Here is a 25,273-nt window from a genome sequence, read left to right on the forward strand (position 1 = left end):
GACCCCATGTGCACGAGGACTTTCGCATGACCGAAGAACTGCGTTACATCCAATTCCGCATCGAAGACAACGTCGGCATCATCACCCTGAACCGCCCCGAGAAACTCAACGCCCTGAGCTGGGAGCTGGTCGAGGAGCTCGCCGCGCTCTTGCGCCGTCTGCGCTATGTGGACGAGGTCCGCGCCATCCTGCTGCATGGCGCCGGGCGCTCGTTCTGTGCCGGCGGCGACGTGGACTGGATCGCGGGCGAGAGCGATCGCCCGATGCCCGGTACCTCGGACGCCTCGATTCCGATCCCGCGCTCGCAGCGCATGACCCCGGGCGGCCCCTTCATGGACGTAACCCGCCAGATGGTGGCGGTGGACAAGCCCATCATCGCCGCCCTTCACGGCCATGCGGTCGGTGCCGGCCTGGCCTACGCCATCGTCTGTGACCGCCGCTTCGGTGACAGCACGACCAAGATGTCGGCCATCTTCACCAGCGTCGGCGTGGCGCCGGACTGCGGCCTGTCCTGGTATCTGCCGCGCGTGGTCGGCCTGCCCACTGCACTGATGATGGTGGAGACCGGCAAGATGTTCAAAGCCGAAGAATGCAAGGCGCTGGGCCTCATCGACGAGCTCGTGCCCGAGGGCAAGAGTTTCGAGGCCGCCTTCGACTACGCCCGCAACCTGGCCAGCCGTGCCAGCGTCGCAGTGTCGATGGCACGGCGCATGGTGCTGATGGGACAGACCGCGACCCTCGAGCAGATCCTGGATTACGAGGGCATCGCCGGCGTCATCGTGGCCTCGACCTTCGACGCCCGCGAAGGCACGCAGTCCTTCCTCGAGAATCGCAAACCGACCTACCGCGGCATCTAAGCAAGGAAGCCCACCATGAAATCCCTCTCGCTACGCGCCGGAGCCGTGCTCGCCAGTTGCTGCGCCCTCCTGTTCACCGCGCCGCCGGCCCTTGCCGACAGCGACGCTGCCACCCTCGCCGAGCTGCAGCAGCAGGTGCGCGAGCTGCGCGACATCGAAGCGATCAAGCGCGTCAAGCACGCCTATTTCCGCGCCATCGACAGCGCAGACCTGAAGCTGCTGGCCAGTCTGGTCACCGACGACGTGGAGGTGCGTTTCATCGGTGGCGGTTACGACTGGAAACTGAAAGGGCGCGACGAATACGTCGAGGCCGTGGCCCGCAACTTCAACTCCTCGAGCATCGCCGAACACAACGGCAACCATCCCGAGATCAACATCCTCAGCGCGACCGAGGCCGAAGGCATCTGGTACCTGCACGACAACTTCTACAGCTTGAGCAAGAAGATCTTCACCACCGGCAGCGCCTTCTATCACGACCGTTATCGCAAGGTGGACGGCCAGTGGCGCATCGCCAGAACCGAGTACAAACGCCACTACGAGATCGTCACACCCTTCGACAAGATGCCCAACGTCACCGTACACTACCTCGGCACCCACGGTCGCGTGGTCGACCGCGACTGCAGTACCGACGCGTTGTGCCGTGACTCCGAGTAAGACTGCGCTGCGGCCGCAAGCACTGCGCCGCTGACCGAGGGTTCACACGTACGGGTGATGCGCGCTCAGCACATCACCCGTATCGTCGACCAACGATGTCGAACCGCCTGCTAGCCCAAGGATGAAGCGATGAAACCGGCCCCCTTCGATTACCACGCACCCGCGACGCTCGACGAGGCAGTCGCCCTTCTGACCCGGCTTGAGGACGAAGGCTGCGACATGAAGATCATCGCCGGCGGCCAGAGCCTGATGCCCATGCTCGCGCTGCGCGTTGCCCGCCCCGAGGCGCTTGTCGACCTGCGTCGCCTCGACACCCTCAACTACATCCGTGACGACGCCGGCACCCTGGCCATCGGCGCCATGACGAGCAAGCAGGCCGCGGCCGACTCCGCCCTGGTGAAGCGCGCCCAGCCCTTGTTCCACGCCGCCACCGAACTCGTCGGCCACCGCCAGATCCGTAACCGTGGCAGCGTCGGCGGCTCCTTCGCCCACGCGGACCCGGCATCCGAATACCCGGCGGTCGCCCTCGTGCTCGACACCGAGTTCGAGGCTGTCGGCCCGGACGGCGCACGCACGATCCCGGCAGACGAGTTCTTCGTCACCTACATGACCACCAGTCTGGAAACGACCGAGGTCCTCACCGCGGTGCGCTTCGCCCCCTTCGCGCCGCAGCGGCGCTGGGCAATTCAGGAATTCGCCCGCCGCAATGGTGATCTCGCCCTCGCCGGTGTCGCCCTGACGCTCAACGTCGACGGCGGACTGTGCCGCGACGTGCGCATCGCCGCCTTCGGCGTCGAGGCCACCGCCGTGCGCCTGACTGCAGCCGAGCAGCTGCTCGAAGGCCAGCCCGCGCAGGCCGCCCAGTTCGAGCAGGCCGGCAAGGCCGGGGCCGCGCAACTTGACGATCCGATGAGCTGCATCCACGCCTCGTCCGCCTACCGCCGTCACCTGATCGGCGTCCTCACCACGCGCGCGCTCGGTGAAGCCGCTGCGCGCACGCACTGACCAACCACCCGAGGAAGCATTCATGTCGAGCAAACAGCGCATTGAAGTCCGGGTCAATGGCACCCGCTACGTCCGCGAGGTGGAAGCCCGCCTCACCCTGGCCGATTTCCTGCGCCACGAGCTGAGCCTGGGCGGCACCCACGTCGGCTGCGAACACGGCATCTGCGGCGCGTGCACCGTGCTCATCAACGATCAAAGCGCGCGCTCCTGCCTGACCCTGGCGGTACAGGCCGACGACTGTGACATCACCACCGTCGAGAACCTGCGCAACCCCGAAACCGGCGCGCTGCACCCGATCCAGCAGTCCTTCGTGGACGCGCACGGCCTGCAGTGCGGCTTCTGCACCCCGGGCTTCATGATGACCACGCTTGAGCTCCTGCGTGAGAACCCCGACCCCAGCGACGAGCAGATCAAGGAAGCACTGGGCGGCAACCTGTGCCGTTGCACCGGCTACCAGTCGATCATGGATTCGGTGCGGCTGGCCGCGCAACGAATGAAATCCAGCACCTTGGGCTAAAGCTCAGATTCGGTCTGAAGCTCTGATTCAGCCTGAAACTCAGCTCCTGCACGACCGCGAACACCAGCGAGGCAACACCACCATGGCGATCGAGATCCACACCCTGCCCGAGCACATGCCCAACGACGCCCTGCGCTACGTCGGCAAGCCGGTCAACCGCGTCGAAGACCCGGCCCTCGTGTCGGGCACCGTCCAGTTCATCGACAACCTGTCCCTGCCCGGCATGTTGCACTGCGCCATCCTGCGCAGCCCGCACCCGCACGCCCGCATCGTGTCGGTGGACGTCAGCGCCGCGCTGGCCGCCGAAGGCGTGGTAGCGGTGATCAGCGGCGAAGACGTCAAGCGCTGGTGCGTGCCCGGCTTCACCGCACCCGAAGGCTGGGGCAATTACTGCATGGCGGTGGACAAGGTACGCTTCGTCGGCGAACCGGTCGCCGCCGTCGCCGCCACCAGCCGCTACCTGGCCGAGGACGCGCTCGAGCTGCTGCACATCGAGTACGAAACCCTGACCCCAGTGTGCAACCCGGAACAGGCCATGGCACCCGACGCCCCGGTGGTGTTCGAGGAGCGCGGCACCAACGTCATGCTCCACCGCGACTACACCTGGGGCGAGGTCGATCGCGTGTTCGCCGAGGCCGACCACATCATCAGCCGCCGCTTTCGCTGGAACCGCGTCGGCGCCAACCCGACCGAAACCTTCGGCTGCATCTGCCAGTGGGACCTCGCCGACAACAGCCTGACCTGTCACGGCGCCTATCAGACGCCGCGCTTCATGGCCATCGGCCGCGCCGCCTCGCTCCAACTGCCGGCCAACCGCGTGCGCATCGTCACCCATCCGCAAGGCGGTGGCTTCGGTGGCAAGGGCGGTCCGCGTGGCACGGACATCGCCGCCTTGCTCTCGCGCAAGTCGAACGGGCGGCCGGTGAAGTACATCGAAGACCGCATGGAATACCTCCTCGCCGGAGGTGGGCAGTCCTGGGACCGCTATTACGATGCCGCGCTGGCGGTGAAGGCGGACGGCACCGTGACCGGCTTTCGTGTCCATCTGGTCGATGACCAGGGCGCGGGCGCCGAGGGCTACGGCACCATCTCCGCGGCCAAGCCGCTGGCTGCCTTCACTGGCAACTACCGCATCGAGGCGGCGTCCTACGACCTCACTCTGGTCGCCACCAACCGTGCGCCCACCTATCCCTACCGTGGCTATGGCCCCCCACCGCACAACTTGGTGCTCGAGTCGCTGATGGACTGCACCGCGCGCGAGCTGGGTATGGACCCGGCCGAGTTGCGCCGCCAAAACTTCATCCGCCCCGAGCAGTTCCCCTACACCGTGCCCAGCGGCAATGAATACGACAGCGGCAACTACGAAGCCGTGCTCGACCGCGTGCTCGAGATTGCCGACTACCCCGCCCTGCGCGCACGCCAGGCCGCGGCGCGCGCCGAAGGCCGGCTGGTCGGCATCGGCGTGGTCGGCACGGTGGAGCCGGGTGTGTTCGACTGGAACGCCTACGCCACCGTCGGCGTGCCCGGCGTCGGTGTGCCCGAAGGTGTCAAGGTCGGGCTCGACGTGTTCGGCAATGTCAGCGTGGCGGTGGGCTTCAGCCTGCAAGGCCAGGGCCAGTTCACCGTCGCCGCACAGGTGGTGGCCGACTACCTCGGCGTCGACATGGCCCAGGTCAAGATCAGCACCGCCTCATCCGACGTCGCCCTGCCGCACTTCGGCCAGGGCGGCAGCCGCCTCGGGGTAGCCGTCACCGGCGCCATCCTGGGTGCCTGCGAGAAGCTCAACGCCATGTTCTGCAAGGTGGTCGCGCACGTCATGCAGGCACCGGAAGAGAGCATCGTGCTGCGCAACGGCCGCTTGTACCGCGTCGACGCCCCCGAGCACGGCATGTCGCTGGCCGAGATCGCCGGTCTCATGCTGTCGCGCAGCGATCTGCTGCCCCCGGGCGTGGAGCCCTGCCCCGAAGCCACCTATGTGTGGACCTCCCCCAACCGCAACGCACCCGACGATCAGGGGCGCTGCCGCAGCTACCTGACCGCGGCCAATGCCACCCACGTGGCTCTGGTGGAGATCGACCGCGACACCGGGCGCACCCACATCCTCGACTACTGCATCGTCGATGACTGCGGCACACGCCTGAATCCGGCCAACGTCGAAGGCCAGTTGCAAGGCGGCGTGGCCCAGGGCGTGGGCGCCGCGCTGTACGAGGAATACGTCTACAACGACGAGTGTCAGCCCCTGGTGAGCACCTTCGTCGATTACCTCATGCCCACCATCCACGAGGTGCCGATGACGCGCAAGGACCACATCGTCACGCCCTCTCCGGTGTCGCCGCTGGGTGCCAAGGGTTGCGGTGAAGGCGCCATGCACACCACACCGGCAACCATCCTGTGTGCGATCAACGATGCGCTCGCGCCCCTGGGCAAGGAAATGCTGGAGACGCCCGCGTCGCCGCATCGCTTGTGGAAGCTGCTGCACGAGGACCAGGCCACGAGCGCCTGAGCCGCCCTGCGCCACGCCCCACCCACTGACTGAAAGCAGCGGGCGAACGCGGCCGCCGCGCATCCTGAATGCGAGGCCCTTGCAGTTCGCCCGTCAATGAGGAGCACGAACTTGAATCCGACCGACCTGTCTGCCGGCCCGCTTGCCGGCCTGCGCGTACTTGACCTGTCCACCATGCTGGCAGGCCCCTACGGCGCCACCATTCTGGGCGACATGGGCGCCGATGTGATCAAGGTGGAGTCGCCCTACGGCGACGAAAGCCGCCACCTCGGCCCCAAGCGCGGCGAGGAGCGCGGCCCCTACCTGAGCCTGAACCGCAGCAAGCGCGACATGGTGCTCGACCTGCAGCAGCCCGACGCGCAGGCCGTGTTCCAACGCCTGGCCGAAACCACCGACATCCTCATCACCAACATCCGCGAGCCGGCGCTGAGCAAGCTCGGTCTGGATTACGAGCAGGTGCGCAAGCACAAGCCCGACATCATCTGGATCCGCGTCACCGCCTTCGGCGCCGACGGCCCCTACGCCGGCCGCCCCGGCATCGACTTTCTCGCCCAGGGCTACACCGGGGTGCTGATGCTCAATGGCACGCCCGATGGCGAACCGGTACGCACCGGCTTTCCCGCGGTCGACGTCATGACCTCGCTGCTGGTGAGCAACGCCGCACTCGCCGCCCTGCGCGCCCGCGAACTCACCGGTGAAGGTCAGCGCATCGAAGTGTCGCTGCTCGATGCCCTCATGCATGCACAGGCCAGCTCGATCGGCACCTATCTGGCCACCGGCGACCGCCCGCAGCGCACCGGCAATCGCAGCCTGTACTTCGCCCCTTCGGGCGTGTATCCGACGCGCGACGGCAAGCATGTGGTCATCACCACGCCGGGCGAAAAATTCTTCGCCAAGGTCTGCCGCGCACTCGACAGCGACTGGGACACCGACCCGCGCTTCCACGACATCAATGCCCGCCTCACCAACCAGGACGAGCTCGATCGTGTGATGAGCGAGGCCACGCGCCGCTTCGACCGCGAGGAGCTGGTGGCCAAGCTGGTCGCCGCTGATGTGCTCACCGCGCCGATCAATGACGTCGAAGAAGTGGTGAAAGACCCGCAGATCCTGCACAACCGCATGATCGTCCCGGTCGAACACCCCGAGCTGGGCCGTATCGACGTCACCGGCATCCCGATCCGCTTCTACGGTACCCCGGTCGAAGTGCGCAAGCACCCGCCCATGCAGGGCGAGCACACGCGCGAAGTGCTGGCCGAACTGGGCTACGGCGCTGCCGAGATCGAGACCCTGATTGGCGCAGGACTGGTCGCCGACCATATCGAACTCAGGCGCCAGCGCGCCGAGCGCCGCGCCAAGCGCGCGGCGGCAGCCGACCCCAGCTGAGTACAAGCTCCCTGGAATACGCGGGGCCGGGCGCACATGCGCCGCCGGCCCCGCTTTCACGTTCACGCCGGGCGCAGCCATCTCCGCGTACGGGGACAGCTGCGCCCACGCGCGGGTCACAAGGTGAGGGCGGAATGCAGGCGAAACCGGAAAGGATGCGGCTGAGGTCTCTCAACGCGCCTGGCTCTTGCAGAATTCAGCGCGGTGCGCGCCGCGCCATGCGCCGCGCCAGCAGCCACGCGATCACCATCGCCAGCACGGTGACGACGATCGCCATGTCACCCACACGCTCGAAGCCACTCACCCGCCCGGACTCATCGAACGCGATCATCGCCCCCGCAGCGAGTGCGCCCACGCCCATGCTGAGCTGGGTGACGACGCCGTTGACCATCATGAAGCCGCCGCGCTGGCTGGCTGAAGGCCATTCGGAGAGCAGCGCGAGCGCCGGAATCCAGCGTCCATAGACGATGACGAAGAAGCCTGCGCCCAGCACCACTGCGAGCCACAGCGGCAAGGGTCCACTGCGGCTCATGAAGGCGATGATGGGCAAGGACAGCAGCGCCGCGCCGGTAAACACCTGCAGCCGGCCCCAACGGTCGGCGAGGCGGCCGATACGGGGTGAGGTGAACAGACTGAGCGCACCGGAGGCGAGAAAGACGAAGGGCAGTTCGGCCTCGCTGACGCCGACGTTGCCCACCCAGTAGGGGGCGAAATAGGAACCCAGGGCGTAGGCCGATGCGCTCACCGCGAAGGTGAGCGCGAACGCGGGCGACAAGGCCGCGAGCCCGCGCAATCTCGTGCTCAGGCCGCTGGCTGCGCCGGCTGCCTCGGGCGCGTGCGCCGCCGGCGCCACCCCCGGCACATGGCGGGCGATGGCGATCATCAGCGGCACCACCAGCACCAGCACGAGCGCGAACGAGGCCCGCCAGCTGGACGCCGAAGCCACTGCCAGCCCAAGGGGCACGCCGATCACCGAGGCCAGGGCGTGGCCGGTCATCACCGTACCGAGCGCGGCGGCGCGACGCTCGAGCGGCACGTAGTCGGCCACCGTGGCCTGCACCAGCGAGGACAACACCCCGCCGCAGGCGCCGGCGATGACGCGCGCGAGCAAGAGCGCGCCAAAGCCGCTCGCGGTCACGGTGAGCAGCAGCGACACGGCAAAGCCGGCATACACGCCGAGCAGTAGCCGGCGTCGGGAAAAACGATGGAGCGTGGCGCCCAGCGCCAAGCCCGCAACACCCGCGCTCACGGTGTAGGCAAAGATGAGCTGCCCGAGCGCGGTGAGCGGCATGTCGAAGGTCCGCAGCAGTTGCGGACCCAGCGGCATGAAGATCATGAAGTCCACCAGATGGGTCATGTGCACCCATCTCAGGACATTGGTCAGGCGCTGTGCAGCGCCTGCCTCGTCCGCCGTGACTTCAGGCTGCCTCACTGACCGGCATCATCGACACGTCGTCCGGCGCCCAGTACGCGCGCATGCGGGTGACCTTCAGCGTGGGGTCGAACTCGAGCACCTCGACCACCGCAATGCACATCTCCCCCTGCGGGGTATTGACGTGAACGTTGAAGGCCATCGCCGCAGCGAGGCCGTGCGAAGCGCGGATCGGCGTCACCAGCTCGATGCGGGCACCCATCGCCACCGCGCGCTCGTAAAACTCCGTGATAGCCGTGCGCCCGCGCACCGGCTCGGTGCCGACGGGGTCCTCCACCGTGGCATCCTCGGCGTAATGGCCGACGATGCGCTTGACATCGCCCGCCGCGAGGGCATCGATGATGTCCTGCACGATGCGACGCATCTTCTGTGGTGTGTCCTGCGCTGCAGCTGTATCCATGTCTCTCTCCTGATCTCGCCGCCGTCCTCGCTCAGGCCGGCGCCTTGAGCACATACTGGCTGGTCTGCACGACGTCGATCGTGCGGTAGTCAATGAAACGTTCGCAGCTCTCGCGCATCAGCTGCTGATTGCGTGCGCTCTTGTCGAGGTCACCCGCAGCATCGAAAAAGGCATCGGTGTTGCCGAAGGCCGCAGGCGGGAAGCCCTCCTCGACGATCGCATCGTAGGCCGGGGCGTCAAAGCCGAGCGGGCGGGCGACGATGTTCTGCACGTAGAGAAAGGTGTCCTGGGTGTCGATCGCGAGCTGGGTGTGCGACTCCAGCCAGATCTCTAGCCAGGCCCGGTAGTCGAGCTGCGCAGGCCGACGAAACAGCGCGACCTGGGCAAACCCCGGCGTGCGCTCGCCGCTGGCGACCACAAAGCGGGTGTTGTGCATCGGCCGCGACTCGCCGACAACATAGCCCGCCACCCGCCCACCGAGACTGCCAAGCTGCTTGTCGAAGGGTTTGCGCCATGCGCCATTGGCCGAATCGATCCAGATCGAGACGAAAGCCTCCATCTGCGGGCGGCAGGCGCCAAAGCTCGGCGCCGCACCCCGGGCATCGGCGTCGGCGACATTCACCTGCACGCCGTGCGCACCGAGCTCGACCAGACCCGCCCCGACCTCCTCGCGGACACGGCGACAGAAAGTCGCCGAGTCCATCCGGGGGTCGCGCCACAAGGCATAGACGAGCTTTTGCATCAGGCTTTCTTGGGCACGCGCTTGGTCGGCTCGATGCCGGTCAGACGCGCGAGGTTGAGGCCGAGGATGTTGGCCTTGTCCTGCTCGGTGAGCTGGGCGTAACCCCAGTTTTCCTGCAGCTCTTCGGGCATGTCGAAGTAGCGGATGTAATCGGTGACGCGGTTGAGGTCGTCGAACGGCAGGTCGAAACCGAGCACGATCTTGTCCGAATTCATCCACTGCAGCGCGGTGCCGATGGCGTGGTAGCCACGATACGGCGCACGCTGATACCAGCCGATGATGCCGGAGATGCTCATGTACAGATTCTTGTGCTTGCCGCACAGACCGATCAGCTCCTCGGTGTCGGGCCAGCCCGCGTGGTAGGCGATGATCTTGAGATCGGGGAAGTCGAGCAGCACGTCGTCGAGCTGGCCCACGGCGCAGTGGTTGCTGGGCTGCGGGCAGACATAGCTCATGCCGGTGTGAATGGTGAGCGGCACGCCGAGCTCGGAGGCCTTCTCGTAGAACGGCCACAGGCGACGATCATTGATCGCGCCGTCATCTTCGGGCGTGTACAGCTTGCACAGGCGCGCATCGCGCTCCTTGACCAGGTACTCCAGCTCCCAGTTGGCGTGCTTGATGCCGCGCTTGATCACCGGGCCGACGTTGGCCTCGAGATACATGCGCTCGGGATAGGGCTCGATCTGCTGCAACATGAAGCCGTTGGTGGACATCGACACCGTGCCGCCGGTGATGTCCATCATCGGCTCGCGCAGGCAGAAGGCCACGTCCACGTTGGCCGAATCCATATGCCCGATCAGCGAACTCGCGATCGGCGACGGCCACTCGCTGTCCAGATCGCGACCGGCCCAGGCCTTGAGCACGCCATTGACGCTGTCGTGGAAGTGCTGCATGCCGGGGTAATAGCCGATTTCACTCATGGTCTGCAGGTTCATGAAGTGGAATTCGGTCATCGCGACGAAATAGTCTTGGTCTGCCATGTTCGCTTCTCCTTTGGTGAAAGTGAGGCCGGGTTTCTCAGCGCCCGGTATATACAGGCTTGCGCTTCTCGGCAAAGGCACGTGGGCCTTCCTGCGCATCATCGGACGCGAACACGCGGGCCGACATGGTTTTCTCGAGCACGAAGGCGGGCTCGTTGTTGAGCGCGCGCACGGCGATTTCCTTGGCGGTGCGCACCGCCAGCGGGCCGTTCTCGCAGATGCGCTGGGCATAGGCGAGGGCTTCGTCCATGAGCTTGTCGGCGGGCACGACCTTGTTGATGAGGCCGACTTCGTAGGCACGTTTGGCGTCGATGGTGTTGCCGGTCAGCAGCATCTCCATCGCGATTGCCCATGGCACCTGCTGCGGCAGACGAATGTGCGAGCCCCCCGCCGGCACCACCGCCCAGCGCACTTCGGCGAGGCCGAACTTGGCGTGCTCGGCGGCAATGCGGATGTCGGTGCCGAGCATGAACTCCAGCCCGCCGGCCACGCACACGCCGTTAACGGCGGTGATGATGGGCTTGAAATTGCGCTGGAATGGCCGCTTGGCGGGGTCTTCGTAGCCCATTGCGTCGCCGTCATTGAGCGCCGGCAGGGCGACCTTGAGGTCGAGACCGGTGCAGAACGCACGCTCGCCGGCACCGGTGAAGATGGCCACGTGCAGCGCAGGGTCGGCCTCGAAGTCATCGAAGGCGGCCTCCAGGCCGATGAGCATCTCCTTGGTGAGCGAGTTCATCGCTTCGGAGCGATTCATGGTGATGATCGCGATCGGGCCACGTTTTTCGTAGACCACGCTTTCGGGCAGATTCAGTTCCATCATTTCTCCTGTCGTCAGTGCTTGCTGGTCGCCTTCGCGGCAAGCGCCGCGACCGCCACCCACGTTCAATCCTTGCTGCGTCTGAAGTAAGGCAACCACACCTGGTCGCTGACCTGGGTCAGCACCAACTCGACCGCCATCCCGATCGCCAGCTCACCCGCTGCGCAATCGACCACCCTGCTCAGCATGCGCACGCCTTCGTCGAGCTCGACGATCACCGGCGCGTAAGGGGCATCTTCGGCGAAAGCCGGATGCAGCGGGCGCACCACATCGGTCCACGAAAACACCATGCCACGTCCACTGGAGCGTGCCCACACCCATTTGGATGAGGCGCAGTGCGCGCACAGCTCGCGCGGCACGTGGCGGTGGCGCCCGCAGTCCTCACAGCGCTGGAAGCGCAGCTCGCCTTGTGCGCACCAACGATAGAATTCACCCGCCAGCCCCGTCAGCGCGGGCAAGGGTTTGGCGTGATCGGCGCGTGCTGCATTCATGTCCGGTTCCTTCTTCACTGCAGGCTCAGCGCCGCAGGATGGCGATGCTGCCATCACCAAAATCGCCCCAGCCGGTGACCACGCCGATCTCGGCATTCGTCACCTGGCGCGCATCGGCCTGGCCGCGCAACTGGCGCACGGCCTCGACCACATGGCTGATGCCCAGCACATGGGCCTGCGACAACAGGCCGCCGTGGGTGTTGACGGGCAGGCGCCCGCCGAGCTCGATGCCGCCATTCTCGACGAAGGCGCCGCCTTCGCCGCGCGCGCAGAAACCGGCCTCCTCGAGCTGCTGGATGACCTCGAAGGTGAAGCAGTCGTAGATCTGCGCGAAATCGACGTCCTCGGGCTTGACCCCGGCCATGCGAAAGGCCTCGGGTGCGGCGGTGGAGAGGCCGATGCGATGAAAGTCGGGACGGCCGCAGATCTCGTCTGCCGGATAGGGCTGACTGGCGGCCGCGCCCATGATGAACACCGGGTCCTGGCGCAGGTCGCGCGCGCGCTCGGCGCTGGTGACCACGAAGGCCGCGCCACCGTCGGTCTCCAGGCTGCAATCGAACAGGCGGTAGGGCGAGGAGATCATCGGCGAGGCGAGATATTGCTCCATCGTCAGCGGCTTGCCATACATGAGCGCGGCCGGGTTGAGCTGGGCATGACGGCGCATCGCGATCGCCACCGCGCCGAGTTGCTCCTCGGTGGTGCCGAATTCATGCATGTGGCGCCGTGCCATGAGCGCATACCACTGCGGCGGCGCGGTGAGGCCGAAAGGCAGGTAGAAGTCGCGCGCAATGGCGCCACCGGGGATGGAATTGAGGTCGTTGGCCGCAGTTTCGCGCACGCGCGCGCCGGAATAACCATTCCAGCCCCCGGGCACCAGCACGTAATCCGCCACGCCGCTCGCCACCGCCATCGCCGCTGCGCGCAGCGAAGCCACCGGTGCTGCGCCGCCCATGTGCACGGTGGCGGCAAAGCGCAGATTGCTGCAACCCAGCTCGGCGGCAAAGGCCTCGGATTTGCCGACGTTGGGAAAGGGCAGGATGCCGTCGATCTGGGCCGGCTTGAGGCCGGCGTCCTCGATCGCGGCCAAGGCCGCCTGGAGCTGGATGCCCATCTCCGACAGGCCGGAACCTGGCTTGCGGCAGAACGGGGTTTCACCGATGCCGACGATGCAGGCCTTGTCGCGCAACATCGTCTCAGCTCTCCTCGTCCTGCGGCTTGCTTTCGGCCTGATAGGCGTCGAGCAGCGCCTGGCGCGCGTCGGCCTCGCGTTCGCGCAGGCGCCAGAACTCGGGCTTGCGCTTGGCGAGGAAGGCAGCGCCGCCCTCCTTGCCTTCGGGCATGTCGAACCAGTCCGGATACATGGCGGCCGAGGTCACGCAGGATTCGCGATAGCCGTCCATCTCCTGGTCAAAGGAAGCCTTCAGCACTTCCAGGCAGCCCGGGCTCTTCTCGAGCAGTTCGGCGCACCAGCGTTCGACTTCGGCCTCGAGCTCGTCGAGCGGCACGACGGTATTGACCAGCCCCATCGCCAGCGCCTGCTCGGCCTTGTACTTGCGGCACAGCATCCACATTTCGCGCGCCTTCTTGGCGCCGACCACCTTGGTGAGGTAGGGCACGAAGAAGCCATCGGCGGGCGAGGACACGCGCGGCCCGGCCTGGCCGAACACCGCGTTGTCGGCGGCGATGGTGAAATCGCAGCAATACGCCATGTGGTTGTGACCGGCGATGCAGTAGCCCTGCACCTGCGCGATCACCGGCTTGCGTGACAGACGAATGAGGCGGTTGTGCGGGTAGCGGTTGTAGAAGGCCTCGCGCAGACCCCAGCGCTCCCACTCGACGTCGCCGCCCGCACCAAAGTGCTTGCCCTTGCCGGCGACGATGATGACACCCACCATCGGGTCGTGATTGGCGTCGTAGAAGGCGCGGAACATCTCATCCACGGTTGCCAGCGTGAGCGTGTTCATGCGCTCGGGCTTGTTGAGCGAGACACGGGCGATGCTGCCGCCCGAGAGCAGATGCTGCCGCTTCTCGTAGAGGATCTCCACGAAGTCATCCAGCCCCTCGCCCGCTACTTGTACCCACTCGCCCCACTCAGCCATGTCACCATCCTCGGTCTTGGTCATCACATCTGCTTCCATTCGTTTGATTTCAGCCGCGCCTTGCGCACGCACGGCGCCGGCCGATCAGGGGATCGCGCCCTTCGCCTTCAGCGCCTCGATCTCGTCCCACTCGTAGCCGAGCAACTCCATCATCACCAGCTCGGTGTCCTGGCCGAGCTGCGGCCCCAGGCTACGGATCTCACCCGGCGTCTTCGACAAGCTGATGGGCAGGCCGCGCACCTCGACCTCGCGCTGAACTTCCTCGCAGAAGGTCTTCATGAAATAGTTATTGCGCCAGGCCTGCTCGTCGCGGATCACATCGGCGAGATTGTTCACCGGGCTCGCCACCAGGCCTTCGCGCTCGAAAGCCGCCATCAGGCCGGTGTGATCGTGGCGCAGGCAGTGGGCCTCGATCACCTCGATCAAGGCCTCGTTGTGCTGGCGCCGTCCGGCGGCATCGGCAAAGCGCGCATCAGCGGCCAGCTGCGTATCGCCAAAGGCGCGGCACAGCGCCGCCCAGCGTGCGTCCTCATTGGGTTCGCACAGATAGACCCACTTCCCGGTGGTGGGGTAGAGATTCCACAGCGGATTGTCGACCTGCTTGCGCGATTGCTGCAGCGCAGCCGAGCTATCGCCGGCGAGGTAGGACTGCAGGAAGGGCGCGGCCAGAAAGAGCTGGGCACCGTACAGCGAGGCATCCAGGCACTGACCACGTCCGGTGCGCTTGCGCTGATAGAGCGCGAGCGCGATGCCGAGCGCAGACATGATGCCGCCATAGGCGTCGCCCGAGCCCATGCCCAGATAGATCGGCGGTTCGCCCGGCTCGCCCAGGCGCGCCATGATGCCGGTCAGCGCCTGCACCGTCATGTCGAAGGACGGCTTGGTCACGCCGCCCAGACGACCGTAGCCGGTGTTGGTGGCGTAGATGATGTCGGGCTTGATCTCCTTGAGCTTGTCGTAGGACAAGCCCCAGGCATCGAGCATCGCCGGTGCGAGGTTGGACAGGAAGACGTCCGACTCGGCCACCAGGCGATACATGATCTCGCGCCCACCCTCGGTCTTGAGGTCGAGCGCCATGCTTTTCTTGTTGCGGTTGATGACCAGGAAGTACTGGTTCCAGTCGCCGATCTCGAGCGACTTGATCGAGCGCACACCGCGCGCCTGATCGCCGCCCTGGGGTCGTTCGACCTTGATCACGTCGGCGCCGAAGTCCGCCAGGTACTGGGCCGCGACCGGCCCCTGGAACCAGACCGTCAGATCGATGACGCGGATGCCGTCCAATGCTCTTGTCACGTCAATCTCCTTTCGCTGCGTTCAGGCCACCACGCCGGCGCTGCGGCAGGCGTGGATGTCATCTTCCGAATAGCCCAGCAGGTCGCGCATGATCTGCGACGTGTGCTGGCCGCTGCACGGCGCCAGCGCATCCAGACGCGCCGTGCCCTCGCTCATGAAGATCGGGAAGCCCAGGCTCTTCACCGCGCCAAAGCTGGGATGTTCCAGTTCGACGATGTAGCGATTGATGAGCGCCTGCGGGTCGCTGGCGGGATAGTCGAAACGTTCGATGATGTCGGCCGACATGCCTTTTTCAGAGAACACCTGACGCCAGTGCTTGCCGGGCTGGGTGACGAAGGCCGCTTCGAGCGCGTGGATGAGCTCGAGGCGGTGGGTCTCGGTGCGCTTGTCGTGGGTGTCGAAGCGCGGATCGTCTTCGGCAATGCCCACCGCCGCCGAGAACATCGGCCACCAGCGGTCGGTGTCGGGCATGGTCAGCGTCACCCAGCGCCCGTCCGCGCTCGGATAGAGCGCACCCGACATCGGGTTCGACACATCCAGACGCGAGATCGGGTTGAGCAGCCGGTCGCCCTTGCCGATGGCGAGGAAGGCCTGCAGGTCGAGCGCCGCGCCATACATGTTGGCGCCGAACAGCGATACATCCACCGCCTGACCTTCGCCGCTGACAGCGCGATGCAACAAGGCCGTCACCACGCCAAAGGCCAGCATCACGCTCGAGTGCATGGCGCCGGCGCCGGTGTACACCGGTGGCTGTCCGGGCTGGGGCAGGATGGGCATCATGCCGGTGCGGGCGGCAGCGAGCTCGTCGATTGGCGGCAGCTCGCTGTCCGGGCCCAGCGGTCCGAAGCCGGACAGACGGCCGAAGACGATGTCAGGGCGCAGCACGCTCGCCGCCGGGTAGTCGATGCCCAGCGCCTCGAGCTCGGGCGCGGTCCAGTCGGTCAGCACCACGTCTGCCTTGGCCACCAGCGCATGCAGCAGCGCCCGGCCCTGCTCGGATTGAACATCGAGGGCGATGCTCTCCTTGTTGCGGTGGATCAGGTCAGCGTCGTGGTTCCAGACCCCCTCCCCGCCGCCTTCGCGCGGCGCCAGCGGCAAGGGCTCAAGACGCAACACGCGCGCGCCGAAATCGGCCAGAAAGGTCGCCCCCAGCGAGGCGCAGAACAGTCGCGTCAGGTCGATCACGACTACGTCATCAAGAGGACGGCTCATCTCGTTTTCCTCGTTCGATTCGGAACATGCATCCCTTCATTGCGTAGCCGCAGCACATCCGCGGCGCAGCGCAATGTTCGACCTGAGTTTAATGATCGGTCGCCGTCGCAAGGCCTTGCGATTGCCTCAAATACGGCCGTTGGAAGATCAATAACGGACGCCGCGAAAGACCATCCAAATTGATGATGACGCCGCCACTTTCAGTTGAGAGTCTGTGCCGCAGGCGCCCCCCTGTCGGCGCCTCTTCACACAACGAAAAAGGGAAAGAAGATGCCCACGATTCAAAGGAAGCGGAGACACGGGTCAACGACAGTAATGGCCTTGTCGCCCCTGGCGCTGGCCATTGGGCTGGCGGTTGCTCCCGCCGTCCATGCCGGCCCCACCATACAGCTTGGCGAGGACACCAGCCTGGCCTATTCCCTGACGCTGTCGCACACGCTGTCGAGCCGCATCAAGAAAGCGGACAAGGCCTATCTCGCAGATCCCAACTCAGACGATGGCACGCGCAACTTCGATCGTGGCAGCCTTTTCACCAACCGTACCAATGCCCTCGGCGAGCTGCGCCTGCGCCACGACAATCTGGGCGCCATGCTGCGCGCCTCGACCTTCTACGACGCCGCCTACCGCAACTCGAACGACAACAATTCGCCCGCAACCGTCAACAAGATCGGCCCGCACGATGAGTTCACCGCCATCACGCGGCGCGACAGCGGGCGCAATTCGCGCATCCTCGACGCCTACGTTTACGGCAACTTCGCCATCGGCGAGGAGCAATACCTGTCGCTCAAGGCCGGTCGCCACGTGCTGGCCTGGGGCGAGAGCCTGTTCTGGCCCAACATCAGCCAGGGCCAGTCGCCGGCCGATGCGCCGGTGTTCAACGTCCCCGGCACCGAAGCGAAGGAAGGCTACATGCCGGTCGGCCAGCTGTCGGGCACCTTCACCTTCAACGACAAGCTGAGTGTGACCGGCTTCTACCAGTACAAGTGGGAAAAGACCCGCCTCAATGCAGTGGGTGACTATTTCGGTTCCGATTTCTTCGGCCCAGGTGCGCAGTTCTATCGGCTGGCACCAGGCGTGATCAGTTCGCTGCCGGACTCTACCTTCACTGCAGTCAACTTCGGCGGCGAAATCGAGCCGGGCGACTCCGGACAGTGGGGTGTGGGTGGTCGCTATCAGGTCAGCGACGCGACCGAGATCGGTCTCTATCACTATCGCTACCACGATCGCGTGGGCGCGATGTTCTTCGACTTCAGTCTCAATGGCGACACCACCTATTCGTCCTTTGCCCGCTTCGGCAGCCAGGCCTCGCCCGGCAGCGCGCCCTACTTCAAGCTGGCCTACTTCGACGACATCAAGCTGACCGGCATCAGTTTCAGCTCCAAGGTCGGCGACGCCGTGCAGTACGCCGCTGAACTGAGTTACCGCGACAATGCGCCGGTATATGTAAACACCCCGCTCGGTCCCGCACCTGCGCGCGGCAGCTATTTCCAGGGCAACGTCAACTTCCTGTACACCCTGGGACCCAACCCGCTCGCGCACCAGACCACCCTGATGGGCGAACTCGTGCACCAGCGCATCCACAAGGTCGATGACCTCACGATCACCAGCGGCGGCTTCAACCTGGGCAGTTTCAACGACTACACCTACGACATTGCCAGCGGAGCGCAGACGCGTGGCTCCTCGTTGCTCGGCGTGGGCGGCATTTTCGACTATCCCAGCGTCTTTCCGGGCTGGGACCTGACGACCAAGGCGATCTGGTCGCAGAACATCGCCGGCAGCGCCTACCAGGGCCTGGGTCGCGACGAGAAGCGCCTGACCCTGGGTGCCGACTTCAAGTATCTGGGCAACTTCAGCGTCGGTCTCACCTACGTCGACTACCTCGGCTCGGCCAGCGTCAAGAATGGCCGCAACTTGGCCGACCGCGACTATGTTTCGCTGAACGCCAAGTACACCTTCTAAGCCCACGGCACCGAACAAGGAAATCAACATGAAACCAAGACTCATCGGCATGGCCCTCGCAGCAGCGTTCGCGATGCCATTTGCCACGGGCATCGCCCACGCCAAGGCCACGCCCGAAGAGATCGCGCGCCTCAACAAGGATCTGAACTGCATCGGCGCCGAGAAAGCCGGCAACGCCGACGGCTCGATCCCCGAATGGAGTGGAAAGTGGCTCGGAGTGCCGCCCCACGTCGACTTCAAGGGCACGGGCAATCACCCCATCGACCCCTACGCCGGCGAAAAGCCGCTGTTCGAGATCACTGCGGCCAACTTCGCCCAATACGCCGACAAGCTCACCGCAGGCCAGCAGGCGCTGTTCGCGAAGTATCCGCAAACCTACCGCATGCTGATCTACCCGACTCACCGCGACTTCCGCTACCCGGACGCCGTCTGTGAATCGACCAAGCGCAACGCCCAGGAAGCCGAGCTGCGCGACGAGGGCATGGGCGTGCATTCCTTCACCAACGGCGTGATGTTCCCCTTCCCCAAGAGCGGCCTCGAGCTGTTGTGGAACATCACCGTGCCCTATCGTGCGTACACTGAGCAGTTGACCTCGGACAACGCCTACGTGATCGGCGACGGCAGCATCAACTGGGGGCGGGTGAGGTCGCGCAACATGGGGCCCAGCCACAAGCCCGGAATGATCGAAGCCACCGACGAGCTGGCCGCGTCCTACTACCTGAACGAGACCCTGCTGCCCGAACGTGACCGCGGCGAAGTCAATACCGGTGTCGAGTTCTACAACTACAAGACCAAGCCGCGCCAGAGCTGGCGCTATGACCCGGGCACGCGCCGGGTGCGGCAGTCGCCGGGCTACGGCTTCGACATGTCCTTCCCGGGCAGCGGCGGCTCGATCACGGTTGATGAGGTGCGGGTGTGGAACGGCTCGCCCGAACGCTACGACTGGAACATCATCGGCAAGCGCGAGATCTACATTCCCTTTCACGCCTACCGCGTGCATTCGCCGGACATCAAGTACGCTGATCTGCTGATGAAGAGTCACGCCAACCCGGAGTACATGCGTTACGAACTGCGCCGGGTATGGGTGCTCGAGGGCAAGTTGAAGGGGGATTTCCGCCACCTCTACAGCAAGCGCGACATGTACATCGACGCCGACACCATGTTCCCGATCATGGCCGACAACTACGATACACGTGGCCAGCTGTGGCGGACTTCGATGATCAACCACTTCTATGCCTACGAGATGAACACCTGGCAGGCAGGCGCGGGTTTCTACTACGACCTCAACGCTGGCACCTACCTGGGCTTCAACCTGGTGAACGAGCAACCAAGCGCCTACCGGCTCAACGACAGCAACATCTCGGAGCGCGATTTCGGCCCCGAGGCCGCGCGTCGCGTCGGGCAGTAAGCCAAGTTGAGCCTGCGGCACGGCGCCGCGGGTTCAATGTCTCTCTCTTCTGACCTGCAGCCACGGGGGATTCAACTCCGCGGCGCAGGTCTTTTTTTGCTTCTGGATGCAGCGCTCCGGGGCTTGATTTCGGGGTGGGATCGACAAGGCCTTGCCGAGGCCGAACGCGTATGCTGCAGCGGCGCCGGCGCTACAAGCCGATACACGCTGGGTACAGGCTGTGGCGCACAATGGGCAGCGTAGGGTCATGCACACGAAGATGCGCGGACTCATTTCGATGGAGTTAACCATGAAGAACATCAAGCTCGCCCTCGCCCTCATCCTCGCCACGCTCAGCCTGTTGTGGTGGCTGGCCGATCCGCTGCTGATCGAAGGCAACACCTTCTTCGCAATACGCGCACTCGCAGTCCATTACAGCGGTGTGCTTGCAATCGGGGCAATGAGCGTGGCAATGATCCTCGCCTTGCGCCCGACCGCGGTCGAGCCCCTGCTTGGCGGCATGGACAAGACCTACCGACTGCACAAATGGCTGGGCATCGCCGGGCTGTCGGTCGCGACAGTGCATTGGCTTTGGGCCAAGGGCACGAAGTGGGCCGTGGGCTGGGGCTGGCTGGAGCGCCCGCATCGCGGCCCGCGTCCGGAACAGACGGTGGAGCTGTTCCGCTTCTTTCAGGAACAACGCGGCCTGGCCGAGACGATCGGTGAGTGGGCGTTTTACGCCTTCGCCGTGGTGGCCGCCATCGCGCTCATCAAGCGCTTTCCCTATCGTCGTTTCGTGCAGACTCACCGCTTGATGGCAGCGCTCTATCTGGCGCTGGTGGTGCACAGCGTCGTGCTGCTGCCCTTCACCTACTGGAGCACGCCGCTCGGGCTGGTGATGGGCGTGCTGATGGCCGCCGGCAGCTACGCCGCGCTGCAGTCCCTTCGCGGACGCATCGGTCGCGGACGCCGCGCACACGGCATTGTGGAGCGCATCGTCCAGTACCCGGACAACCAGGTGCTCGAAGTCAGTCTGCGCCTCGCAACACCCTGGCCCGGGCACCAGGCCGGCCAGTTCGCTTTCGTCACTTTCGACGAGGACGAAGGCCCACACCCCTTCACCATCTCCTCGGCATGGACGGACGACGGCCGCATGCGCTTCATGATCAAGCCGCTCGGCGACTACACACGGCGTCTGCCGGAAAGCCTGAAGACGGGTGACCCGGTGCGCATCGAAGGTCCCTACGGCCGCTTCGACTTCGGTGGCCAGGAACACCAGATATGGGTGGCAGGCGGCATCGGCATCACCCCCTTCGTCGCGCGCATGCAGGCGCGTTTGCACGAGGGTGAAGACGCGCCCGTCGACCTCTTCTACAGCACTCGCGCACCGGACGAGGGCTTCATCAAGCAGCTACGCGAGCTCGCGGCTCAGGCGCAGGTGAAGCTGCACGTACTCATTTCAGGGCGCAATGCCCGCCTCGACGCCGACGGCATCTGCCAGGCAGTGCCCAACTGGAAGAGCGCCGGAATATGGTTCTGCGGCCCGGCGGCTTTTGGCGACACGCTGCGCGCCACCCTCGGCGCCCGCGGGTTGGATTCGAGACGCTTCCATCAGGAGCTGTTCGACATGCGCTGACGCCCTCCGGCATGCGGTGCCCCAGGGAGCCGGCTGCCGAAAGCGAAAGGCCAGAGGCGAGCGACCGTGACCGTCGCTCGCCTCTGGCCTTTTTCTACTCCGGCAAGCCTCACCGGCAGCGCCGTAGCCTTACACCAGCATGCCCACGTTGGCGCCGTGGCGGGTGGCTTCGGCCAGACGACGCGGCACCCAGGCCGAACCGGCAAGCCAGACCTTGGGAATGCTGCCGTCTTCCTGCAGGCGGTAATACAGATCGGGTTGCTGCACCGAGCCATACACCAGCACCACGCTATCGAAGCCTTGCTCGACATAGCGCTGATCACCCCAGGACGAGACGAACTCGAGCCCGTCCGGCCGCACCGCCTTGAGGATGAGGTTGGGATGCACCTTGACCCCGCACTGCTCCATGCGCTTGAGCACCATGCCGATCGAGTAGCGCGCAACTTCGGTCGCCAGATGCACCGACTTGTGGAAGATCTCGACTTCCTTGCCCTGCGCGGCGAGGTATTCGGCCACGCACGGGGTCTGGTAATAGTCTTCCTGCGACACCAGCGCGACACGCTTGCCGGTGCTCACCTTGCCCAGCATCACGTCCCAGCCCTGCACCACACTGGGCTGGTCGATGCCTTCCACCTCATCGGGCAGTCGCGGCAGCGCGCCGGTGGCGATGACGACCGCATCGGGCTGGAGCGACTTGATGAAGTCCACATCGGCGTGCGTCTGCAGACGCACATCGACGCCCAGGCGTTCGAGCGCGTTCTCCTCGAAATACACCTGGTCCTCGAAGGAATCGCGCCCGGGCGCACGCGCCGCGATCAGCAACTGTCCACCGAGGCGCTTGCCCTGCTCCAGCAGCGTCACCTTGTGCCCGCGCATGGCGGCCACGCGCGCCGCTTCGCAGCCGGCGGCACCACCGCCCACGACGACCACATGACCGGGCTTGTCTGCGGGGCGGAAGTTCGCCTCCCAGTCCAGCTCGTTGCCGATCTGCGGGTTGATCGAGCACACCGGCGCATAAGGCAGCGTGAGCGGCTCGGAAGCTTCGTCGATGCAGCGCGTACAGGCGATGCAGCGGCGGATTTCGCCCAGCCGGCCTTCGCGTGCCTTGTTGGCAAATTCGGGGTCGGCGATACCGGCCCTGACCATGCCCACAAGGTCGCAGAAACCGCCCTTGAGCAGTTCTTCGGCCAGCACCGGATCGTTGATGCGACCGGTAAACAGCACCGCGATCTTGCGCTCCAGGTCGGCCACATCGGAACGTGCAGCCTTGCCGAACTCGCGGTATTCGGCGTGCGGATGATAGGACGAAGGCACGTAGGACGGCGCGCCCCAGCAGTGCCCGACGTCGACGTCGAGGAAGTCGAGCAGACCGGTCTCGGCGATGTAGTACACCATCTCGCGCAATTCCATGTTGTCGTAGCCGCCCTCGCGCGACTCCTGCCCATTGACACGGATGCCGAGCGCGAGCTTGTCACCGACCCGGGCACGGACGTGCTTCAAGGCCTCGATGACAAAGCGCACGCGCTCCTTCGGCCCGCCGCCCCACTGGTCGGTGCGACGGTTGGTCACCGGCGACAGGAAGCTGTAGCCGATGGTTTCGTGCGCGCAATGGATTTCCACGCCATCGGCACCGCTCTTGAGCGCGGCCTCGGCGGCGTCGGCGTAACCATCGAACAGGAACTGGATTTCACGTTCACCCAGCACATGGGGCGTGTAGTCCTGCGCGCCCACCACCGGCACGGCCGACGGCGACCACAGCGCGTTGAGGTGGGTGAGCTGGACCACGACCACCGCGCCACTGGCGTGCATTTCATCGACGAAGCGCGTCCAGCCGGCGATGAATTCGGGGTTCTGATAGGCGGCAAAATGGCAGCCGAAGCCGCCGCGCATGGAGACCTCATCGGGCGCGCCGTCCGGGAAAGGCAGGTTCAGCAACCAGGTCTCGCTGCCGATCCAGCCCGTGCCGCCCTTGGCCTTGGCACCGTGGTGCGCGATGAAGTGTTCGTCGATGAGGCCAGGCGCACGCGACGAATTGATGGTGTTGGTTGTTTCGCAGATACGGTTGGGCACCCGCATCGGACCCACCTGAAGCGGCGAGAACAGGTGCTCGAACTTCACGTTACTCATGTATGTCTCCTCCAGTTTCTCGGGCGCAGGCCCGGACAATCCCGATTGCAGCCGGGGCTGCGCACCCGCCAGGGCTCAGGCGCCGCGTCAGGCGGACGCGGTCGGCGTCAGGATGACGATGCCGAAGGGGCGGTCGGTTTGAGACTGGAAGTAACCCCAGGTGGGGAACATGGCCACCAGGCGCGGCCACAGCGTTGCGCGCTCCTCGGGGCTGGCGTCGCGCGCGATCGCAGGCATGCGCTTGTGATCGCATTGCACCCAGCACTCGGGAGTCGCCATCACATTGAGATACCAGGCGGGGGCAGCGTCGTAACCTGCCAGCGAGGCGACGACCACCATGTTGTCACCGTCCTGCAGGAACACCAGGGGCGTGGTGTGCTCCTTGCCTGACTTGCGCCCGACCATGGTCAACAGCAGCGTGGGCAGCCCCGAGGGCGAGCCCTTGCCGGTGGACCAGCCTTCCGGATTGGCCAGATAACGCGCGACGTCGGCCTTGGCATCGCCGCGGATACGCTCGAGCGAGGCCGTGGCGCCCTTCAGGCCTTCCCAATCTTCTTCGGACATGAAGTCCGGCTTCACCATCTGTTCGCGATCGTTTGTTGCCATGATTTCCCTAGCTCCAGCCAGTTTGAAGAAATGACCCAGCTCACAGTCTAGTGTTGGCCACTGCAAGCCTCAGCCACCAAACATTTCCAATCCGGCCTTTGGCATTCCAATTCGGGACATGGGTGGCACTAAGCCATGGCGCTCTCGCCGCGCGCATCGGAGAGCGTCTTCCCGGTCCAACCCTTGAACGCACGGCGGAAGTTGCTGACGCTGCTGTAGCCGAGCAGAAAGCCGATCTCCTTCGGGGTCAGCGCAGTGTGCTTGAGATATTGGACGGCAAGATCCTTGCGCGTCTGGTCGAGGATCTGCTGGTAGCTCATGTCTTCCTCGACCAGGCGCCGGCGCAGGGTGCGTGCGCCCATCTTCAGGTTGCTCGCCATCTCCTCCAGGGTCGGGAAGCTGCCCGGATTGTTCATGAGGAAATTGGAGATGGTGTCGGTCAGTTCACTGCGCTCGCGGTTCTTTGACGCGAGCAGCTCGCAGTTGCGCGCGCACAGCTTGAAGACCTCTTCATTGGCCAGGCTGATCGGGTCCTGCAGCCGATTGATGTCGAAGACGACGATGTTGCGCGGCTGATTGAAGTAGACCGGACAGTTGAAGCGCCGGTTGTAGCGCGAGAGGTCGGCTGGCTGCGCATAGGTGACGTGCAGCTCGAGCACCGGAAAAGGCCGGTTGGTGAGCGCGGAGGCGAGCTCTATGGTCTGGCTGACGAACTCCTCGATGCCGAAACGCAGCACGTCGCCAAGAAGATGAACATCCTGGATCTCGGAAAACCAGCGTCCATTGGCAATGTAGTTGCGCGACAGAAAAACGTGCTGCTCGTGGAGGTCGCGGTAGCGGTCGTAGAGCTCGCGCGAAGCCTTCAGCGTCGGCGCGCTGAGCGTGGCATAACCGAGAATGCCGAGATCGCTGATCTTGAATTCCTGGCCCAGGCTGATGCCAAGGTAGGGGTCGCGCGTGAGCTCCATCATGTTGAGGATGATCTGGCGATACTGCGGCGGGCGTGGGCGCCCATGCGGATCGTCCAGGCGGTCTGCATGGAGACCGGTTCCCTGCAACACCTGAGCGGGCGTGAAGCCGCGTTGCAGCATGCGTTCAAGATAGAATTCGATCTTGCTCTTGGGCTTTAGGTCACGCATGGAATCCTCCGTCGCCGGGCCGGAAGTCGACATC

22 protein-coding genes are annotated in these 25,273 nt (G+C 65.2%); 9 read left to right on the forward strand and 13 right to left on the reverse strand.

The window, feature by feature from the left end; translation table 11 throughout:
* Positions 1-26 precede the first annotated feature (26 nt).
* The 6 genes from M622_RS28085 to M622_RS28105 all read left to right on the forward strand — a co-directional run bounded on the left by M622_RS28085 (position 27) and on the right by M622_RS28105 (position 6,919).
* Positions 27-857: an enoyl-CoA hydratase/isomerase family protein gene (locus tag M622_RS28085; RefSeq protein ID WP_021248950.1), complete on the forward strand. Its 831-nt coding sequence runs from the start codon at positions 27-29 to the stop codon at positions 855-857.
* A 15-nt stretch (positions 858-872) separates the two neighbouring features.
* The gene (locus tag M622_RS0120125; protein ID WP_021248951.1) at positions 873-1,511 is read left to right on the forward strand and encodes a nuclear transport factor 2 family protein; all 639 of its coding nucleotides are present in this window, start codon (positions 873-875) and stop codon (positions 1,509-1,511) included.
* A gap of 129 nt (positions 1,512-1,640) precedes the next feature.
* Positions 1,641-2,516, forward strand: coding sequence for an FAD binding domain-containing protein (locus M622_RS28090; protein ID WP_021248952.1), 876 nt, complete (start codon positions 1,641-1,643; stop codon positions 2,514-2,516).
* Positions 2,517-2,538: 22 nt separating this feature from the next.
* Positions 2,539-3,033, forward strand: coding sequence for a (2Fe-2S)-binding protein (locus M622_RS28095; protein ID WP_031346652.1), 495 nt, complete (start codon positions 2,539-2,541; stop codon positions 3,031-3,033).
* An 82-nt stretch (positions 3,034-3,115) separates the two neighbouring features.
* A complete protein-coding gene (locus tag M622_RS28100) occupies positions 3,116-5,536 on the forward strand; it encodes a xanthine dehydrogenase family protein molybdopterin-binding subunit (protein WP_021248954.1) in 2,421 nt (806 codons plus the stop codon).
* Between the two features lie 111 nt (positions 5,537-5,647).
* Complete coding sequence (locus tag M622_RS28105; protein ID WP_021248955.1) at positions 5,648-6,919, forward strand: CaiB/BaiF CoA transferase family protein; 1,272 nt, start codon at positions 5,648-5,650, stop codon at positions 6,917-6,919.
* A gap of 196 nt (positions 6,920-7,115) precedes the next feature.
* Here M622_RS28105 and M622_RS28110 read toward each other — a convergent pair whose 3' ends face one another.
* From M622_RS28110 to M622_RS28150, 10 genes are all read right to left on the reverse strand, one after another.
* Positions 7,116-8,351: an MFS transporter gene (locus M622_RS28110; RefSeq protein WP_021248956.1), complete on the reverse strand. Its 1,236-nt coding sequence runs from the start codon at positions 8,349-8,351 to the stop codon at positions 7,116-7,118.
* Positions 8,338-8,751: a nuclear transport factor 2 family protein gene (locus M622_RS28115; protein ID WP_021248957.1), complete on the reverse strand. Its 414-nt coding sequence runs from the start codon at positions 8,749-8,751 to the stop codon at positions 8,338-8,340. Before M622_RS28115 ends, M622_RS28110 begins: the two co-directional genes overlap by 14 nt.
* A gap of 31 nt (positions 8,752-8,782) precedes the next feature.
* The gene (locus M622_RS28120) at positions 8,783-9,493 is read right to left on the reverse strand and encodes an EthD domain-containing protein (RefSeq protein ID WP_021248958.1); all 711 of its coding nucleotides are present in this window, start codon (positions 9,491-9,493) and stop codon (positions 8,783-8,785) included.
* A complete protein-coding gene (locus tag M622_RS28125; protein ID WP_021248959.1) occupies positions 9,493-10,473 on the reverse strand; it encodes an amidohydrolase family protein in 981 nt (326 codons plus the stop codon). The genes M622_RS28120 and M622_RS28125 overlap by 1 nt, the downstream gene beginning before the upstream one ends.
* 37 nt (positions 10,474-10,510) lie before the next feature.
* Positions 10,511-11,290, reverse strand: coding sequence for an enoyl-CoA hydratase/isomerase family protein (locus tag M622_RS28130; protein WP_021248960.1), 780 nt, complete (start codon positions 11,288-11,290; stop codon positions 10,511-10,513).
* Positions 11,291-11,355: 65 nt separating this feature from the next.
* The gene (locus tag M622_RS28135) at positions 11,356-11,781 is read right to left on the reverse strand and encodes a Zn-ribbon domain-containing OB-fold protein (RefSeq protein WP_021248961.1); all 426 of its coding nucleotides are present in this window, start codon (positions 11,779-11,781) and stop codon (positions 11,356-11,358) included.
* 25 nt (positions 11,782-11,806) lie between these two features.
* Positions 11,807-12,970 (reverse strand): thiolase C-terminal domain-containing protein, encoded by a 1,164-nt coding sequence (locus M622_RS28140; protein WP_021248962.1) that lies wholly within the window; start codon positions 12,968-12,970, stop codon positions 11,807-11,809.
* A gap of 4 nt (positions 12,971-12,974) precedes the next feature.
* The gene (locus M622_RS0120130; protein WP_217995303.1) at positions 12,975-13,904 is read right to left on the reverse strand and encodes an enoyl-CoA hydratase-related protein; all 930 of its coding nucleotides are present in this window, start codon (positions 13,902-13,904) and stop codon (positions 12,975-12,977) included.
* Between the two features lie 60 nt (positions 13,905-13,964).
* Entirely contained in the window at positions 13,965-15,173 is a 1,209-nt protein-coding gene (locus M622_RS28145) for a CaiB/BaiF CoA transferase family protein (protein WP_157281987.1), read from the reverse strand.
* A gap of 21 nt (positions 15,174-15,194) precedes the next feature.
* Positions 15,195-16,385: a CaiB/BaiF CoA transferase family protein gene (locus tag M622_RS28150; protein ID WP_021248965.1), complete on the reverse strand. Its 1,191-nt coding sequence runs from the start codon at positions 16,383-16,385 to the stop codon at positions 15,195-15,197.
* Positions 16,386-16,700: 315 nt separating this feature from the next.
* Between M622_RS28150 and M622_RS28155 the strand changes: the two genes are divergently transcribed.
* The 3 genes from M622_RS28155 (at position 16,701) to M622_RS28165 (ending at position 21,367) form a co-directional block, all read left to right on the forward strand.
* Positions 16,701-18,344 (forward strand): DUF1302 domain-containing protein, encoded by a 1,644-nt coding sequence (locus tag M622_RS28155; protein WP_021248966.1) that lies wholly within the window; start codon positions 16,701-16,703, stop codon positions 18,342-18,344.
* Positions 18,345-18,372: 28 nt separating this feature from the next.
* Positions 18,373-19,752 (forward strand): DUF1329 domain-containing protein, encoded by a 1,380-nt coding sequence (locus M622_RS28160; RefSeq protein ID WP_031346660.1) that lies wholly within the window; start codon positions 18,373-18,375, stop codon positions 19,750-19,752.
* Positions 19,753-20,041: 289 nt separating this feature from the next.
* A complete protein-coding gene (locus M622_RS28165; protein ID WP_021248968.1) occupies positions 20,042-21,367 on the forward strand; it encodes a ferredoxin reductase family protein in 1,326 nt (441 codons plus the stop codon).
* Between the two features lie 129 nt (positions 21,368-21,496).
* Here the strand turns inward: M622_RS28165 and M622_RS28170 are convergent, their stop codons facing one another.
* The 3 genes from M622_RS28170 to M622_RS28180 all read right to left on the reverse strand — a co-directional run bounded on the left by M622_RS28170 (position 21,497) and on the right by M622_RS28180 (position 25,239).
* Complete coding sequence (locus tag M622_RS28170; protein WP_021248969.1) at positions 21,497-23,494, reverse strand: oxidoreductase; 1,998 nt, start codon at positions 23,492-23,494, stop codon at positions 21,497-21,499.
* An 87-nt stretch (positions 23,495-23,581) separates the two neighbouring features.
* Complete coding sequence (locus M622_RS28175; protein WP_021248970.1) at positions 23,582-24,100, reverse strand: nitroreductase family deazaflavin-dependent oxidoreductase; 519 nt, start codon at positions 24,098-24,100, stop codon at positions 23,582-23,584.
* Between the two features lie 128 nt (positions 24,101-24,228).
* Positions 24,229-25,239 carry an AraC family transcriptional regulator gene (locus M622_RS28180; RefSeq protein WP_021248971.1) on the reverse strand — a complete coding sequence of 337 codons (1,011 nt, stop codon included), beginning with the start codon at positions 25,237-25,239 and terminating at the stop codon, positions 24,229-24,231.
* Positions 25,240-25,273: the final 34 nt, after the last annotated feature.

Source organism: Thauera terpenica 58Eu (assembly GCF_000443165.1).
GTDB classification, from domain to species: Bacteria; Pseudomonadota; Gammaproteobacteria; order Burkholderiales; family Rhodocyclaceae; genus Thauera; species Thauera terpenica.